Raw genomic sequence first — 15,835 nt, forward strand, 5'->3', positions numbered from 1 at the left:
GTCAACAATGGAATTATCAACCTAAAACAGAGCGCTATTCAATTATTTTGGTGTGAGAGATGACAGAGCGGGATATTCCAGACAGTTGGTCAAGAGCCAGTGGAAGAGAGCCAGATCAAAGCAAAAGATTATCCCGAACAGAACAATTCGGTGAAACTCAGCCATTTGATGTCCCAGCTACTGGTTCTACCTCAAAGTCAGTGAAGCGGCGAAAAAAAAACCATACGAAAGGATTACCTATAAATAGTCATTCAGAAGAAACTGCCCAACTCAATAGTACTTCTGGAAAATGGCCACGCTGGATGAAAAGCTGGACATTGTGGCTAGTACTACTAATGTTGATTCCCGGCAGTGTAGGATTCTTGGCAATGGCAATGCTGCTAAAGTTGCCAGCTGCCCCTAATTGCCCATCGATTTTCTGGCCGCTAGCTAGTGCTTCTGTGCGGTTACATTGCGCTCAGTTAGCGGCTTCTAAGCAAACAGTGAACGACCTATTACAAGCGATCGCTCTGGTGAAGCAACTACCACAAAATCACCCGTTGCATGGAGAAATCGATCGTTTTATCGAAGAATGGTCGCGGGATATTTTGAAGCTAGCCGATCAAAGTTTCCAAACTGGGAATTTAGAGGAAGCGATCGCTACTGCTCAGAAAATACCCGAAGATCTAGCAGCTTATAAATTAGTCAATGAACAAGTTGACAAATGGCAGTCGATTTGGTCAAAGGCTGAAGCCACATACAACGGTGCGATCGCCGAAGTAAAAGAACGGCGCTGGCAATCAGCATTCATGTTATCCGCTAAAATGCTGCGTGTAGACAATCAATACTGGGCGGGTACTAAATACGACCAATTGAATCGTCTAATTGCCACAGCACGAGAAGATGGCGATAAGTTAGGAAAAGCCGAAAGTTTAGCAAACAGCAAAGTAGTCGATAATTTATTAGAAGCGATCAAGTTAGCCGAGTCGATTGGGCAGGAAAGTTACATTTACCAAAAAGCTCAGGAAGCGATTCCGGCATTTGGACGCAAAATGCTGGAATTGGCACAGGCGAAACTAGACAAGCAGGATGCGGATGAAGCGCTGAATATTGCTAGGCAAATACCGGAAAGTACGAAACTGCAAGGCGAAACTGATGACTTTATTGCCATAGCTGACGCGAAAAGGAGTGCTTGGATCGGTAATGTTTCTGGTTTAGAGGCAGCGATCGCCCAAGCACAACAAATTGATCCTTCCAGACCAGTGTATAACGAAGCACAGCAACTAATTGCTCGTTGGCAGTTGGAAATTGAAGATGTTGCCCATCTGGAAAAAGCGAGAATATTGGCTAGCCAGGGAACAGTCCCTAATTTAACAGCAGCGATCGCCCAAGTACAGCTTATTCCTGCTAGTAACCCTAGAGGCGCAGAAGCTAGACAAGAGATAGGTCGCTGGAATTCCCAAGTGGAGACAATTGAAGACCAACCTTACTTAGACCGTGCCGAACAGATAGCAATATTCGACGATATTAACTCCTTGCAAGCTGCGATCGCCCAGGCCAGCGAAATTCGTAGAGGTCGTGCATTATATCCAGAGGCACGGAAAAAAATTCGTACTTGGGTAGGAAAGATTGAGCGAATTCAAGACCAACCTTACTTAGATCAAGCACAAGAACTGGCCCAGAGTGGCAATCTCACCGCCGCCATTAGTACAGCTCAACAAATTGCCTCATCAGGAAGGGCGCTTTCACAAGAAGCACAAACTGCGATCAATGACTGGGAAGGGCAAATCCGCACTAGAGAAAACTGGAAAAAAGCCCAGGAAGTGGGGGCAGCTGGCACTCCAGAAGCCTTGGTTGAGGCAATACGACTGGCGGATCGAGTTTCAAACAATAGCATCTTACGTATGGATGCGAATCAGGCTATTGACCAATGGAGTCAGCAATTGTTAGAAATAGCACGCACTCAAGGTCAGTCTGATATTGCTAGAGGCATTGACATTGCCAAATCAGTTCCACGCGGTAGTGCTGCTTACAGTGCAGCGCAAGAGCAAATTAAGACTTGGCAGGAATTTCTCAATCCTCAACCTGAACCTCAGCCTTCGTCTGTGCCTGAATCTCTACCATTTCCCCGATCAACTACTATTAATGGTCAGTGATTGTCTATATAGAGCAATTTTCAAGTCAATAGACCACAGTGTGGCTACTCACTAAGCATCTCAATATCGCCGATAGTGAGCAGTATTACTAATCTTTATCCTCAGTAAGAGGTTGTTTGAAAAGTTGTAAAGTATATATACTCAAAATCTCTCTCCCAGCCTCTCCCCGAAAGGTTGAGAGGGTTTCAAACTCCATTTCCTACAAGAGAATGGGGGCGAGGAAGGGTTAGGTTTTCGAGGCTTAGATGTTACAAAAATACTTTTCAAACATCCTTTCAGACGTTAAGTTTTCTTACTGAAATAAGCACGAAGCTATGACTAGAGACAATCTAGGATTAAGCTCCTTAGCTTAACCTTAACCAAGCCTTCAATTCTTAACTGGGTTTCTGGCGAGCGGATTGCTGCCAAATAGCTTGATGATGGTTTCAGCGAATTCTTTATTATCGTAAAACTCATGCATCAAAGTAATAGGTTGGGAATAAAGTTGATCGCTGGAGAAGATCGACTTCCAATCTAGTTGAGTGTTATTAACAACTCCAATATCTTTCATCTTTTTGAGGAATTCATAAGCAATTAACCCTTGACCAATTGCAGATGGATGAATCCCATCTAAACTAAATAGTCCACCTTGTCGTAGTCGTCCAGTTGTGTCTGCGTGGTAGTATTTTGTATTAACCTGGGGATAGGCAAACTTGAATTCTTCTGGGAATTCATACTGCACTTGTCCAGCATTTCGCTTGAAGGCGATTTGTTGTAAAGCATTGGCAAGATCGACAATATGATAGCGTGGTTGCGGATACTGACTGTTCCTACTCTTGACCAGTTCTTTGATTACTTTGTTGTATGTGCGAATACAGTCATCTATGTAGAGGGCATCTTGTAGCGTCAGGTATAAGGTTCCGGTCTTTCTAACCGTATCCTCTTCAAACGGGAAATAAGTGTAGTATTTATAGTAAACTGAAGGTTTATCCTCTCCCGGCACATCAATTTCAGTAGTTGAACCTACGCCTTTTGCCAATGGCGCAATAGTTACAAGCGGTACTGTCCCAATGAAGACATTCCAATTAGGGTTGGTGTTATTTTGCATGATTCCATCAACCCGATTGAGCAATTCTCGATATTCAGCCTCGAAATCATTGGGATGCCACAGGTTCCATTGTTCTCTTACCTCACGGAATGATTTGGGATCTTGGCTTGGGTTGTTAAGAGTCTGATTTGGGTCATTGGGAGTTTGATTAATTTCTAAACCGATCACAGTTCCAAGCGCATTGTTTGCTCCTAACCAGAGAATTAAATTCTCAACTCCCCCAGAAGCAGTTGCATGATGGTTCAACCAATCAAGTTGGCTATAGTCGTCAAAAAGAGGATTTAAAGACGGGTTGAGAACTTTAAGTGCAGTTCGATAGAAGGCAGCATTGGGCAGAGTCAAGAAACCAGGCTTGCCATCTCCTTTATCGTTACTAAGTTTAATTTGATACTTGCAAACATTGGGTGTTATCATCCAAGAATCAGCAATATCAAAGCCCTGAATTGCTACATTATGGAAGAATTCAATTCCTCCTGGATAAGGGTGTTCAGCACTACCTTCTCCCCGTTCAAAGAAATCTTCAGTTTCATCAAGTACAGTCTCAAGAGTTGGCAATATGGTCAGCCAATCTAGGGCGTTGATATCTGAGCCATATTTTTTCTCCAAACGTCGTAGAATCTTCTCAATATTGGCTGGTAGTCCGCCCAATAACCATTTAGGATAGAGATATTGAGTACCAACTGCTTGCCCCATTGACCTAGCAATCAAAGTCGAAAAACAAAGGTCTGTCCGGGCTGCTGCCAAAGACATAAAGCCTTGAGAAATACTGTCACCAATTGTAAAAAGCCTCATTTAATACCTTTTAAATTATTTATTTGCGTGTAAATACTAAAGCAAAAGTCTTAATTCCAAAAGTATATTCGGAATTTGACTATATTTTAATTTTAAAAAGCTTTAATTTACAGCGTTTTTCATGTAAATGAGGTACACACGTAGGGGCACAACAATGTTCATTGGTGTCAACTTAAGCTGAAACTCTTTTAAAACCTCGTTTCCAACCTCTGGCTGAAAATGCTGCTCCTGGTGGCTCTGCTGCCAGCAAGGGAGGCGGAGCCTCCTTGACGGCATTCCCAGTCGGAAACTGGGAACGAGACAATATCTAAAAGCTGGTTATAGGCTGGCTTTCACGTTAAGTTGACACCTATAAACAATGTTGTGCCCTTACAATCATCTGTACCTCACCTTGGCGTAGCCTCTCGTAGAGAAACTGCAATCTGCTGTATCTTTTTCAAGGATCGTATAGGGCGATGCGCTTAGGTTAAGAAAAATTACACTTACTGTCTTGAGTGTTAGCGAAGCCCAACATCATCCAATACACTTGGGTTAAGAAGAATAGTAGGTTGGGTTGAGCGTAAGCGTTACTCAACAAAGCCTTGATAATGTTGGGTTTCATTCCTCAAACGCCACTTGCTTTAAGCCGGGAAACCCGTCCAACGCAGTGGCTCCCCAACCTGCGCCAGTTTTAGTTTTTAGCCTTCAACTGAACCGTATTGCAACATAACCAAGGTATTTGTTGGGCTTTCTTCAGGTGTGAGATGAAGCTTAAACTCTTTTTATTCCCCGATCGCTTCTCCCCATTCCTTAATGACTGAAAATAGTGATGAGTAATCATCATCAGCAAATGACATTTTTACAGCTGTTTGCAAGATTTGCCGCACTCCTTTAATACTGCTGAGATCCAAACTTTGAGATTTTGCTTCCGAGATAAATAATTCCGTATCTTTAAGTAAGTATTTTGTAGGGAAATTGGGATCGGCATAATTGCCATCTAACATCAGTTGTAGCTTTTTGTCAAAGATAGGTGCGTAGAAGGGACTGTCACGCAAGATTTGCATAAACACATCCACATCTACACCTTGACGCTGGACAAAAGCTAGACTCAGAGCAAAGCTAGTTGTTAGAGAAGCTATTAGTTGATTTAGTGCCAATTTAAGCGCCGCCGCAGATCCCACAGGGCCGATAAGTAAAGGTTCTGTCCCAAAATTTTGGAGTAAGTTCAAGTGATGTTCATATTGTTCTGGCTCGGCCCCTACCATAACACTCAATTTGCCAGCTTTTGCTTCTGGGATACCCCCTAATACGGGCGCTTCTAAATACTCACCACCACCCCCAACAACTGCATCTCTAATTTCCTGGCTTTCTGTGGGCGTAATTGTTCCCATTTGGATGATTGTGCGCCCTTTCAAAGTTTGCCAAGCAGTATCTGAAAGCAACACATTATAAATGGCTGGGGCATTAGTCAGCATGAGAATTACACACTCAGCAGCACGAATGGCGTGGCGGGGATGTGTAGCAATTTCAGCCCCAGCTGCTTGTAGTGGTGCTAATTTTTCTGGGGTACGATTGTAGACAACTAGCTGTATATCTGCGGCTAATAACCTTTGAGCCATTGGTAGTCCCATCAGTCCAATTCCCAGAAATGCCACCTTCATTTTTTACGTTCCTTTAATACAGCGTCACCGTAAGCGTTGCGTAAAGCTTTTGGCATAGCAACTCTTAGAGAGGCTGCACCAACGCTTAGAGCGAGTTATCGAGCGTCATAGCCCATCGTGAACATCGCATTGTTTGATTCAAATTTAGTTGGGAAGTAGTTATTTGAAATTTAAGATAGAGTCCTAAATCCCAGTTTTCTTACTCCCTAACTCTGGCAATCAACCACCGGCAGCAAAAGTCAACATAATTATCACTGAAAGTAAAATACCGGGGGTAAGTAGTGTTGCTAGCATTAACAGGTCATGAGTGGACATAATTATTACTTTGGTAGTGTGTTTAACTTTACAGTAATCACTGTTATGCTAGTCTAAATAAGACTGATACTGCATTCTTAAATAGAGTTTTAACTTTTCTTTCTTTACGCTTACTCTGGCAGGGTCAATCCTTTTAATGGTTGAGAGATTTCTGTCTTGTCTAGACCTTTGCTCTGAATTAAGACTCCAAAGCCGCCGAGTCCTGTGGGATCTAGAAGTTGGTGTAGTGCATCCCGATGCTGTAGTAACTGCGAGAGAGGTTGCTTTTGATCGGAAAGGGCTGCAATACGATCGCCTAACCCTAATGCCATCAAAAATAATCCCTGCTGGATAAAACCAACATTCTTTAAGTTACACTTCTCACCCCAGCGTTCTAAAGCTGTAAAGTCAACATGGGCAGTGATATCTTGTCGCCCAATATTAATATAGGGGTTGTCATGGAAACGATGATGGTAATAACACTGTAGTGTTCCCTGCGATCGCCTGGGATTATAGTAACGACTGGCGGGGTAGCCATAATCAATTGTTAACACATAGCCGCGCTGCAAGCGGTCTGCTACTATACTCAACCAGTCTAGAGCAGCTAAATTAATTTCACTACGATAGCCATCTGGATATGCACTTTGGGTCAAGTCAATTCCCAGTAAATCCAAATGTTCAGCTAGTTGGAGCGTTGAAGGTTCCCCTGTGACTTCCACAAATGATGGGCATGGGGGAGGCAGTGCGGTCTTGGGGTTTCCCCAAGTGGAGCAACTACCGTCATGGGGGAGGCAGTGCGGTCTTGGGGTTTCCCCAAGTGGAGCAACTGCCGTCATGGGGCATGGGGCATTGGTTTCTTTGTCATTCTGATCTGTGGTTACATAAATTTCTCGGAGTTCTCCCGTTTCTAGGATGAATTGATGCACGGGGAACGCATCTACTAACTCATTAGAGAAAAAGCAACCTGCGATCGCATTTGGTGGTATATCCTCAAATTTACACCAACGCACAGGGAAATCTTGCAAGCGTTGCTGCTGTTCTTGTCTTAAAGTTGGAGACTTTTCAATAATGATGTACTCCAGCGCGGTAAAAAAATCTGGGTAGTGTAGCTGATGATATTTAAGGATATGCAAAGCTAGCAATCCTTGGCCTGCTCCCATTTCTAGCAGAGAAAAGGGTACAGGTTTCCCTAGAATCTCCCACATTTGCAAAAATTGTTCTGCTAGTAACTCGCCAAAGTCAGAGCAAAGGTTGGGAGAAGTGAAAAAATCACCACCTTTAAAGCCAATTTTGAGTGCATCGCTGGAATAGTAGCCGTATTCAGGGTGGTATAGTGCCAGATCCATGAATTGGGCGAAAGTAATTCGTTGCTGGGGAGTAGTGGTAATGTGATTGGCGATCGCAGCACACAATGCTGGATTTGAATCCATAAATTTGAGGTTTGAGATTGGGGAATAGAGAAAAATAAATGAATTATGCATGATGCAAAACAAAATTCATAATTCATTATTTCCCTAATGGTCTACAAACCTCATGATATCGACCACTGTGGCATAAGCGCTGGCATTTATTGACAGACAAAACTTGGGAAGTTTGCAGTTCGGTGCGATCGCCACCAAATGGTTCTGTCCCTCATTACCTAAAATCCTTATTTTGTCAAGACTTCCTTTAAAGCAGAAATCGAGGGTGCAAAGAAGTAGCCGCCACCAGTAGGGATTACCCAGTCTTCAGGTGCAGTCAACTCCTTAGTTTGAGGTTGATTTTGGTCATCCTCAAGGTGGATAAAGAACTTGCGGGTGCGATCGCCACCTGGTTTGTTATTATCACTTTGACCAATAATTGGATCGTGACCAAGGGGTAGTTTGTCGCCAACCTTGTGATTGGTAGCAGCCGGTTCACTAAAGTTTGGCTCGTTAGCCCAGAACTGAGTGACAAATTCAAACTGCTCTACAATCGAAGTCTGATAAGCCAAAAAGTGGAGACCGCGATCAACAAAGTTTGGGTCTTGTAGCGGATTGTTTGGCGTTGAAGGAGATACCGGGCCATAAGGAATGCCGCGACGGAGCAAGCGATGTGTTTGAGTCGTCACTTCACTGCGATCGATATCAATCTCGTCAGAATTAGGGACTCTCCCTCCTGGTGTTTTGTCATTGCGTGGATAAGTCTTGCGGGTATGGGCAATAAACGGACAGCGCAGACCCGTTGCATCATCGGAAGGCGGGACTACATCGTTTTTGAAGAAATTATCCTTTGGTGGATCATCACCGTTGAATTCAAAATCATTATTGGCATTGTCATCATCACCCAAACTTGGGGCATCTTCTTCCGGCGTGCGGACAGTGGGAGCACCGCTAGGCCAGCGACCAATCAGCTTTGCACTCACCTTTCGAGCATCGGTGTCTAGGTCAGCAGCAATATCGTTTAAGAACTTGTGGAACTTATACACATCTTGACGCAATCGCCGGAATACAAGGTAAGAGCCATCATTCGCCCAGTGTAGTCCTGCTGACACAACCTGACCTTTGCTATCTTCCAACTTTTTAGCATCATCCTTCTGACCCTCATAGCCAAAAACAAACTCTCCTGGCCACAGCAGATCCTGTCCTGGTTTACCCTGGTTTTTATTCTCTGGGTTCTGCCGAGGAGTCAGAAGGTCTTTAGGATTATCAGCAACCCGGCCACGAATACCAGGTTGTGATATTCCATCCAGGTTGCCAAAATGCTCATGTCCAGTCAGGGGTGCAGGTAAGTTGGCTCCTTCTTCTAAAAAGGTAATTTTGGCTCCACTGCTCTTAGCGTTGCCTTTCCCATCTGTAAATGCCACAATGCTTTCTAAGATCCGCGAGACTTCTGCTAACAAGTCTGCGCGTTCGTCGCTAGCAATAATGAAAACCACATCAACTTTGCCATTATCCGGCCCACCCACAACCCAGCCAATAGGCTTGCCATCGTTATCCACTGGGTCGTTCAGATCGGCTGCGCGTGCTGCTAGTCCAGCTTTAAAGGATTTATCCGTAAATGAGTCGGCATCATTGGTTAGTTTCTTTAGCCCTTCAAAGGAGAAAGCTACATTGATCCAAGTTGCTTTAACAGTACCTTCGCGGCCTCGCCGTTGTCTGGCGGACTTAAATAGGCGGTTGAAGGCAATCACTTCTGAGGCAGTGGCAATGAAGTTGATCTGTGACTTAAGCCAGTGCTTAAAGGCATTTGGATTTTCAATTTCAAGGAACAAGAGGGCTTGATAGTCTTTATTGAACCCACCTAGAATGTTGCCTTGAATATTGTTGACATTGAGAATAGGCTCATTAGGTGCAGGGACGTAGAAGAATGCGTTTGTCTGTTGACCTTCTAACGGATCAGGAGCAGGTGCTTCACGAATTATTTGTTGTGTCATGATCAAAGTCCTGTTGATTGTAAAGCCTATTGGCTATTCCAGAATGGAAATATCAAATCAGGTATCTCTAATGGGAACCTGTGTTAACTTATCGGACTTAGTTAAGAGATTTATGCAGCAATTATACCCATATTTTATGTTTAGGAAGATTGCGTTGTGTAAATAAATTATACATATTTGAAATAGGGTCATAAATTATAGTATGGAGCAAGAGATAGAAATAGTTTTGTATTTCTGCCTCAACTCTATTACACGCAAAATTAAATAAAAATAATTTTAATTCTAATAGTAAGTTCAATAATATAACGATTATTAATTGCCAGTAATCGGCTCTCGCTTGTGAATTTAGCGATTTATTATTACGTAATTTTACTTTTGTATAAAATAAATATTCTGTTTTTCTGGCTATCCTGACTCTCGATAATTTCAAATAAGCCAGACTCCTTCAAAACACCTTTTATATTTCGTCCTATTTTTTTATCGAAAAATATAATTAAAGTGCCTAATACACCGCTATCTATAGAAAACGGTGCATTAAGCTAAAGTCGTAACACACGCTACTGAAGATTTATTTTATAAATAGTATTTTAGGTGTTGATTTTAACTCTAGCGATCGCAATCTTCAGCCCAATTAATCGTGTTGAAGGCAATTTGCTACCTAGCCACTCACCAACGACACTAGCACACCATTGAGATCGCGGACACGAGCAATAGTTTGTCCCCCAGGCTGAGATTTAGGTGCATCTAGTGTTTTTGCACCAGCGCCGATCGCTCTCATGTAAGCGCTGCCAACATCAGGAGTAATAAATGATATCTGGATTAATGCCGGTGGTTGTGTAGCGTCGTTGGGATGGCAGCCACCAGGAAATAACTTCTGTGCTTCGCTACTAGAGGAGAAAGCTAGTGTGGTGTTTCCGGTTTCGATTTCCGCCCAGATAGATTGTCCCTTATCCACGAGAGTGCGACGAACTAGACCGAAGGCTTTTTCGTAAAACTCAACGGTCTTAACTACATCGTCTACCCAAATGACCGTGTAACAAAATTTCACAGTTTTTTCTCCTTATCTAGAAAAATCAGTGCTAGCGAGGATTTCTGCTACTTAACTGTATGCTATTTGAATACACTGTGACTTAACTCTCTAAAATATTACGATCTGTTGCTAGAGTTTGTGCACCTGTTTTCATCATTTTTATATCTGATGGCGACCAATAATGAGGCCCTTGACAGTGATGTGCTACTAACAATCCCCATAATCCTCTAGGTATGACAATTGGTACAACCAAGTTGGCGCAAACCTGCATATTGCGGAGAAAATCTCGGTGACAAGGCTCGATTGGCTCTAATTCAATATCAGCGATCGCCTTTACCCGTCCTGCTAAGTATAAAGCAGCATACTCGTTGTTAAAACAATCATCTGGGCCGGTGGAACCAAGTATCGAGAATTCTTTAGAACTCAAAGATTCAAAAGTCACCTGTCCTTCCCACTGCCCGTAAAAATAATACAACACCACTCGATCAACCTGAAGCGATTCTCTGAGTTGATTGGTTGTTTGCCGGACTAACTCATTTTGCTCTATTGAGCTGACAAGGCGATCAAGCAATTTTTGCAAACCCTGTTCACGGCGATCGCCGTTTTGGTTAAATTTGGAGTGAGGATGAATTTGCACAGTTCTAAAATTACGACTAAGTAAATGCTGCCGGATTTATATAGTAATTTATTACACCTTATCTAAATACATTTTTGTATTTATAGCAGCACTTCAATTTTAACGGAAGTTAATACTAGTCAACATCTTCGGTGAATTTGAAAAAATTATTAATAAATTACAATTTTTAATCCAGACCAGAGAAAATTCAAAATAATAAATTTAAAGTTAAGATTTTCAGTATGTTACAAATAATATGTATTTTAAGTTTTTTTATAGCATAAATATAGCGATGTCTTACGACAAGCCGCTTCTTTACGAGACGCTCCGCTAATGCGTCTACGCTCTCTTGTATGCAATAGTCTTTGACCTCTCTCCAAACCTGTCTCCTCAAGTGCTACGTTGTACACATAAGTCGAAATACCCCCCTCTTAATCCCCCCTTGTCAAGGGGGGAAACAAGAAATCTAGTTCCCTCCCCAATACATACGGGGAGGGTTAGGGTGGGGTAAAACCAAGGTACGGTAAGCTGACAATGCTGCTTCTTTAACTGTTGCATTCACAATCGGAAAGGTAGTGAGAATGTAGCTAAATTCATCTTCGGTTAAGCCGTAAAGATGTGCTACCATTCCATCGAGTTCTGCGCGGAGTTTGGCGCGTTCTGCTTCATCGGTAATGCCTTGTTGATGGGAACCTAGACCGACTTCTTGCGCGAGTTCGTCAAATTCTGGTGTGGTGCAGATGAGTTTGGCGGCGCGTTGTACAATATCGTTGAAGTTGCGATCGTTTTTTGTTAAACGTGGGACTGGTAGTAGTCTGTCAAATTCATTTTGACGGTTAGAAAGACGCGATAAATCGCCGTCTCTACAGGAAATTTATCCGTCAATTAGTTCTTGACAGACTAGTAGTTGGTAGACATAGAACATATTAATATTTGTTGTTACCTTTTGTCTTAGTAACCAATCAATTACAAAAGAGTTTAGTAACCCAACACAAAGCAATTGTGATACATTGTCAATTTTATCAGCAATATTTAGAGAATTCCCTGTAAAACAAGGGGGAATAATAGTACATATAAAAGACCTTTCATTTGTATTAGAAGCGATACTACGATACGCAAATCTGTATTTTTGATATCCTAGTTTTTGTTGAGCATCTATTTTTTTACCTAATACTGCTTTTCTCCCTTCATTTTCTTCTACCCAATAACGCGGCTCTGAAAAAGTATGAGTAAATTGATGAATTATCTTACCTTCATATAATGGTAATTTACCTTGATTAGGATTTTTGTGAAAAAGGAAAGCATCATCGGTCATATTGAATTCACGATGTAGTTCTAAGTTCCATTTATCCTCAAATTTTTCTCCCAGTAATGGAAATTTTGTCATTTTTTCAGCAATGTCAAAATCAATCTTATTCTTGAACTCCATTACTGAGAGAGAATCAGGTGATAGCTTTCGCACCAAGTCAATACTAATGGATAAACCATCATTTTTAGGAAACCCTTGTAGTTCTTGGACATCTTGCCGCATAAAAGCAGCAGGAAAATTTTCTGTTTTGCCTTCTTTCTCAAAAGTAAGAACAACAAATTTAAAACGGCTATCAACACCTTCAAAAATTGTTTTGCGATTTTCAAGGCAGAATAAACCAGTGATTTGAGTGTTATTGAATAGCATTTCTCGAAGCTTATTAGCTCCTAAATCAGTATAAATGCCACTTGGTATAACGATGCTACATTCACCACTATGACGTAAAAGATTAAAACATTGTTCTAGAAACAGCTTGTAAAAATTAATATCTTTTCCGTGGCGTTTGCCATTAATTATGGGAACCTGATTTTTATACTGTTCAGCAAATCTAAAATACTCTCTTTGATGGTTATAATCACTTTGATACTTAGACCATGCCTTTTGAATTTTTGTGTCTATTAGTAAACGTTTTAGTTCAACCTCAAAATCTTTGATGTCCATCTTTTTCTTACACACAACATCACTGTATTCAGAGCAAAACTCTTTTGCATCAGGCTGAAAAGTTTCCCAAGGTGGATTAGTGATAATTGCATCAAAACCGCCGCGTTCTAAAACCTTGTCAAAATGATAACCCCAATGAAACGGCTTCAAAGCTGCAATATCCTCAACCTTCAAAACCCGCTTCTGTGATTTCCCAGTTAACGAACCTCCTCATACTTGATACCCAAACGCTTACTAAACTCATCCAACAGCAAAAGATTTAACTTTTCTTGCGATTTGTTGTTGAGTTGTTCAATATTTTTGCGGAGGTGTATCAATCGAGTATCTTGAGGTGTATCTGTATCGGGTAATGTTTTCGGTAAAAAAGCGTGTTTTTTGTACAAGTCAACAGATTTATTCTTTTCTTCTAAAATTTTCTTATAATTATCTGCGGCTAAAGACTGTAATTGATATGTCTTGTTATCAATCTTTAAGGTTACAGGTTTTTGTCTAGAAGGTTTAGACCAACCTAATTCCTCTATAAACAAATCACTAAATTTGAACTTAGAGAGTAAATCGCGTGTTCGTTGAAAATTAAGCGACATAATTTACCATATTTGGAAAATAAAAACCAAGCATGGTAAATTTGCCATTCAGAAAATAAATCTGTGGCTTTAAAAATTAAGTCTGCGCTGGCAGACTTTAAGAAACTCTCTTTATAGAGTTAAATTTTTACCATGCTTTTCATACTTTATAAATCCTTTATCTTTCTTGCGCTTGAGAGATATTACTGAAACGTTATTGATTTATCTAAGCGGCAGCTTTATTTGTAAAATCGTAATTTTTAATTATCAGGTATATTTTCTGATTACTTTATCAAAATCTCTAATTGTTTTATAAAAATGTCCGTTTACTTTCTCAAAATGACCTTTGACTTACTCAAAAGGTGATTTGACTTATTCATTTTGGTGTTTTCCGCAAGCAAAATGAGCTTTTACTTTCTCAAACCCCAGTTTGCTTTCTCATTTCGGTGTTTTCCGCAAGCAAAATGAGCTTTTGCTTTCTCAAACCCCAGTTTGCTTTCTCATTTTGGTGTTTTACGCAAGTCAAATAAGCTTTTGCTTTCTCAAACCCCAGTTTGCTTTCTCATTTCAGTGTTTTACGTAAAGCGTAGGCTGGTTTGAGGAACATAGCTTGCTTCTTGCAGGGTAACCCAACCTTATCAAAGCTTTATTCGGTTTTGGTGTCGCTTAACCCAACCTACTATAGGGCTTCTCAGTTGAGTGCAATACAGACCTAACAAGAACAGCCCCTGATTAACCAAGGTTTTACCCCACCCTAACCCTCCCCTTTCTAAGGGGAAGGAACTAGATTTATTGTTTCCCCCCTTAATAAGGCTACGGTGTATACACAAGTCTAAAATAGCTGAGAAATCACGGTTTTACCCCACCCTAACCCTCCCCTTGGAAAGGCTACAGTGTACACACAAGTCCTTTTCACCCCCTCTAACTCCCCCTTGCAAAGGGGGAGAACCGGATATTTCCCCCCTTTGCAAGGGGGGATTAAGGGGGGTAAATCCAGGGTTTGGGCTTCATTACCAAGATGTGTATACACCGTAGCCTTAATAAGGGGGGATTAAGGGGGGTAATTCTACCGTAGCCTAAGAGGAGAGAGGAATGGAAGTGAGGTCAGAGTCTATTGCATCCATACGAAAAACGCTACATTCGGGGAATAAGGTGATGAGGTGAACTAGCTAAATTGAGGGATTGAAATTCACGGAGGTAAATCTTGCTTGTCTAGACGTGGTTTATAATTGCACTTTTAACTATTTAACCTTTAACCAACTAAATATATCTGCTGGCGTAATTTGCCAATCTGCTAATACATAAAGAACAGTCAAATTATCATTATTATATTTAACTTCCGGTAATTTATTAGGTTGAAATACCATCACCGATTTATCATTAGAGTCAATAAACCAACCTAGTTTTGTCCCATGATTAATACAAAAAATAATTTTATCAATTACACGGTTAGGAAATTGGTCAGGTGATAGAATTTCAATTATCCAATCTGGATAAATTCCAAACTGATTGGCAATTTCACCATCTTGATCAACAACAAGCCGTGACCACTCAAATACAGCAATATCTGGAACTAAAGAACGTCCTCCATATGTGCAGCGTAATTCAGTTAATGCTAAAGCTTTTTGCTCAGGCTCACTTACCTGATTAATCTCAGTTGATAAACGAGTTTGAATTCTGCTATGTTTTCCCTGCGGCATTGGTTTTTGGTAGATTTTTGCATCAATATATTCACTAGCTGGTTGAGTTTCTGGTAATTGCAGAAACTCTGTTAAAGAAAGATTAGATGATAATGTAACCATAAAAATTACTCCTAAAATAACTAACTTATATATTTAAATATAACAAAGACGGCGGTTCCCTTCATTTCTTGAACATAACTTTTCAGTCGTTCATAACTGCGAAACCTTGCACCTGATGGTCGCCCTAATTGACCGCCTGCATTATTCTCATCTTCAGCAATTAATTCAGCACCCTTTTGTACTAACTCATGATGCTGTTTATCTCTCGGTATCGCTGGGGTAGATTCTTCACACGCCGCCACCCGAAGCACCGCTAATTGTGATTGAGTAACGCTATTTCCATCACGGTCAACATAAATCAAAGAATCATTTCCCTCGGTGGTTTTCATATAACGTAATACCCCCTCCGGTTGCACAGGTTGCGGAGTATGGGTGCGGGTAGAATAAACCACATTTTGCATTTCTTCAATCGTTTTTTTCAAGCCCGGATTACCATCAGTGGCTTTTTTCCAAATTTGAAATGCTTCTGATGTCAAATCAACTTCTGTATCTTCTTCGCCATCTAAAACTCCA

12 protein-coding genes are annotated in these 15,835 nt (G+C 41.1%); 1 reads left to right on the forward strand and 11 read right to left on the reverse strand.

The window, feature by feature from the left end; translation table 11 throughout:
* Positions 1–59 precede the first annotated feature (59 nt).
* Positions 60–2,135: a chromosome segregation ATPase gene (locus HWQ40_RS06315; RefSeq protein WP_292775708.1), complete on the forward strand. Its 2,076-nt coding sequence runs from the start codon at positions 60–62 to the stop codon at positions 2,133–2,135.
* Between the two features lie 367 nt (positions 2,136–2,502).
* Here the strand turns inward: HWQ40_RS06315 and HWQ40_RS06320 are convergent, their stop codons facing one another.
* The 11 genes from HWQ40_RS06320 to HWQ40_RS06370 all read right to left on the reverse strand — a co-directional run bounded on the left by HWQ40_RS06320 (position 2,503) and on the right by HWQ40_RS06370 (position 15,798).
* Positions 2,503–4,014, reverse strand: a complete 1,512-nt coding sequence (locus tag HWQ40_RS06320; RefSeq protein WP_292775709.1) for a hypothetical protein — start codon at positions 4,012–4,014, stop codon at positions 2,503–2,505.
* 761 nt (positions 4,015–4,775) lie between these two features.
* Positions 4,776–5,654 carry an NAD(P)-dependent oxidoreductase gene (locus HWQ40_RS06325; protein WP_292775710.1) on the reverse strand — a complete coding sequence of 293 codons (879 nt, stop codon included), beginning with the start codon at positions 5,652–5,654 and terminating at the stop codon, positions 4,776–4,778.
* Positions 5,655–6,079: 425 nt separating this feature from the next.
* A complete protein-coding gene (locus tag HWQ40_RS06330) occupies positions 6,080–7,378 on the reverse strand; it encodes a class I SAM-dependent methyltransferase (protein WP_292775711.1) in 1,299 nt (432 codons plus the stop codon).
* Positions 7,379–7,596: 218 nt separating this feature from the next.
* Entirely contained in the window at positions 7,597–9,342 is a 1,746-nt protein-coding gene (locus HWQ40_RS06335; protein ID WP_292775712.1) for a Dyp-type peroxidase, read from the reverse strand.
* 658 nt (positions 9,343–10,000) lie between these two features.
* A complete protein-coding gene (locus HWQ40_RS06340; RefSeq protein WP_292775713.1) occupies positions 10,001–10,390 on the reverse strand; it encodes a VOC family protein in 390 nt (129 codons plus the stop codon).
* An 82-nt stretch (positions 10,391–10,472) separates the two neighbouring features.
* The gene (locus tag HWQ40_RS06345) at positions 10,473–11,009 is read right to left on the reverse strand and encodes a GAF domain-containing protein (RefSeq protein WP_292775714.1); all 537 of its coding nucleotides are present in this window, start codon (positions 11,007–11,009) and stop codon (positions 10,473–10,475) included.
* 445 nt (positions 11,010–11,454) lie between these two features.
* On the reverse strand, positions 11,455–11,616 hold the full coding sequence (locus tag HWQ40_RS06350) for a hypothetical protein (protein WP_292775715.1): 162 nt from the start codon (positions 11,614–11,616) through the stop codon (positions 11,455–11,457).
* Positions 11,617–11,862: 246 nt separating this feature from the next.
* Positions 11,863–13,131, reverse strand: a complete 1,269-nt coding sequence (locus HWQ40_RS06355; RefSeq protein WP_292775717.1) for a hypothetical protein — start codon at positions 13,129–13,131, stop codon at positions 11,863–11,865.
* Positions 13,132–13,154: 23 nt separating this feature from the next.
* Entirely contained in the window at positions 13,155–13,541 is a 387-nt protein-coding gene (locus tag HWQ40_RS06360; RefSeq protein WP_292775719.1) for a hypothetical protein, read from the reverse strand.
* Between the two features lie 1,220 nt (positions 13,542–14,761).
* The gene (locus HWQ40_RS06365; protein ID WP_292775721.1) at positions 14,762–15,322 is read right to left on the reverse strand and encodes a Uma2 family endonuclease; all 561 of its coding nucleotides are present in this window, start codon (positions 15,320–15,322) and stop codon (positions 14,762–14,764) included.
* Positions 15,323–15,342: 20 nt separating this feature from the next.
* Positions 15,343–15,798, reverse strand: coding sequence for a hypothetical protein (locus HWQ40_RS06370; protein WP_292775723.1), 456 nt, complete (start codon positions 15,796–15,798; stop codon positions 15,343–15,345).
* Between the last annotated feature and the right edge of the window lie 37 nt (positions 15,799–15,835).

The sequence above is a fragment of the Nostoc sp. NMS9 genome (genome assembly GCF_017114995.1).
Taxonomy (GTDB): domain Bacteria; phylum Cyanobacteriota; class Cyanobacteriia; order Cyanobacteriales; family Nostocaceae; genus Nostoc.

What these genes read in the sequence shown, in the direction of transcription:
- HWQ40_RS06350 (WP_292775715.1), bottom strand. Translation starts at nt 11,616, where the DNA reads ATGGTAGCACATCTTTACGGCTTAACCGAAGATGAATTTAGCTACATT.
- HWQ40_RS06315 (WP_292775708.1), top strand. Translation starts at nt 60, where the DNA reads ATGACAGAGCGGGATATTCCAGACAGTTGGTCAAGAGCCAGTGGAAGA.
- HWQ40_RS06320 (WP_292775709.1), bottom strand. Translation starts at nt 4,014, where the DNA reads ATGAGGCTTTTTACAATTGGTGACAGTATTTCTCAAGGCTTTATGTCT.
- HWQ40_RS06330 (WP_292775711.1), bottom strand. Translation starts at nt 7,378, where the DNA reads ATGGATTCAAATCCAGCATTGTGTGCTGCGATCGCCAATCACATTACC.
- HWQ40_RS06335 (WP_292775712.1), bottom strand. Translation starts at nt 9,342, where the DNA reads ATGACACAACAAATAATTCGTGAAGCACCTGCTCCTGATCCGTTAGAA.
- HWQ40_RS06325 (WP_292775710.1), bottom strand. Translation starts at nt 5,654, where the DNA reads ATGAAGGTGGCATTTCTGGGAATTGGACTGATGGGACTACCAATGGCT.
- HWQ40_RS06365 (WP_292775721.1), bottom strand. Translation starts at nt 15,322, where the DNA reads ATGGTTACATTATCATCTAATCTTTCTTTAACAGAGTTTCTGCAATTA.
- HWQ40_RS06360 (WP_292775719.1), bottom strand. Translation starts at nt 13,541, where the DNA reads ATGTCGCTTAATTTTCAACGAACACGCGATTTACTCTCTAAGTTCAAA.